The organism is Streptomyces sp. NPDC058664 (assembly GCF_042716635.1).
Taxonomy (GTDB): Bacteria; Actinomycetota; Actinomycetes; order Streptomycetales; family Streptomycetaceae; genus Streptomyces.
On the sequence record NZ_JBHXRW010000221.1, the window covers coordinates 1 to 1,254 of the forward strand.

1 protein-coding gene and 1 pseudogene are annotated in these 1,254 nt (G+C 65.3%); both read left to right on the top strand.

What is annotated here, in order from left to right:
• The coding region (locus ACFWUY_RS41710; protein WP_384122293.1) for a transposase at positions 1 to 422 on the top strand (422 nt) is incomplete at its 5' end.
• A 262-nt stretch (positions 423 to 684) separates the two neighbouring features.
• Positions 685 to 1,254: pseudogene (locus ACFWUY_RS41715) on the top strand (IS701 family transposase); the annotation flags it as partial.

Below are 1,254 nucleotides of genomic sequence, written 5' to 3' on the forward strand. Positions count from 1 at the left end.
CGGCGGACCGCAGATGCCGTCCGCTCGCGTTCGTCTTGACCGCCGGGCAGGCCGCGGACAGTCCGCAGTTCATCCCCGTGCTCGAGAAGGTGCGAATCCCTCTGCCGGTCGGCCGTCCCCGCACCAGACCCGGCGCGGTCGCCGACGACAAGGCCTACTCATCACGCGGAAACCGCCGCTACCTGCGAAAACGCCACATCAAAGCAGTCATCCCGGAGAAGAAGGACCAGGCCGCACACCGCAAGAAGAAGGGCTCACGAGGCGGCCGGTCCATCAGCCACGACGCCGGCCCCCACAAGGAACGGAACACCGTCGAACGCCTGATCAACAAGCTGAAAGCCTGGCGAGGCATCGCCACCCGCTACGACAAGTCACCCGAAAGCTACCTCGCCGGCCTCCACCTCCGAGCCTCCATGATCTAGATCGACAACCTCCTCAAGACCACCGCATGATCACGACATCACACAGGCCCTAGTACTCCAGCAGTGCTTCTCCATTTTCGCTGGTCAAAGGCCTGAGTGTGGGGAGGGTAGTGCTGTGGAACCGGGTGGGGGACGGTCTTTCGCGGACTGTCCCAGCAACGAGTGGCCGCGCCGCATGTAACGACAGTGCTCCGGGCAGTGCGCCGATGTGAGCGAGCATGCATCAGGGAACGCCTGGGACAACGAATTTGCTGATCTTGTCCTGCGGATCGGAGCCAGGTTCACGCGGGTGGAACACCGGCGGCGAGCACGTGACTACATCCGCGGACTCTTGGGCCAGGTCGGCCGCAAAAACAGCTGGCAGCTCGCCGAACACGCGGGTCACACCACACCGGACGGCCTTCAGCGACTGCTGTCCCGCTGCCGCTGGGACCCGGACGAGATCCGCGACGACCTACAGGCCTACGTCGCCGAACGTCTTGGAGCCGACGGCGGTGTGCTAATCATCGACGACACCGGATTCCTCAAGAAGGGCACTACCTCTGCCGGCGTCCAACGTCAAATACTCCGGCACCGCTGGCCGCACCGAGAACTGCCAGATCGGCGTCTGCGCCGCCTATGCCACCACCCCTGGGCACGCCCTGGTCGACCGTGAGCTCTACCTACCCAGGTCCTGGACCGAGGACCGGGACCGCTGCCGATCCGCCCAGATCCCCGACGGGCGCGTCTTTGCCACCAAGGGCGAGCTGGCTCGGAACGTGATCACGCGGGCACTCGCCTCCCCGTTGCCGATCGCCTGGGTCACGGCCGATTCCGCCTACGGACAGGACTG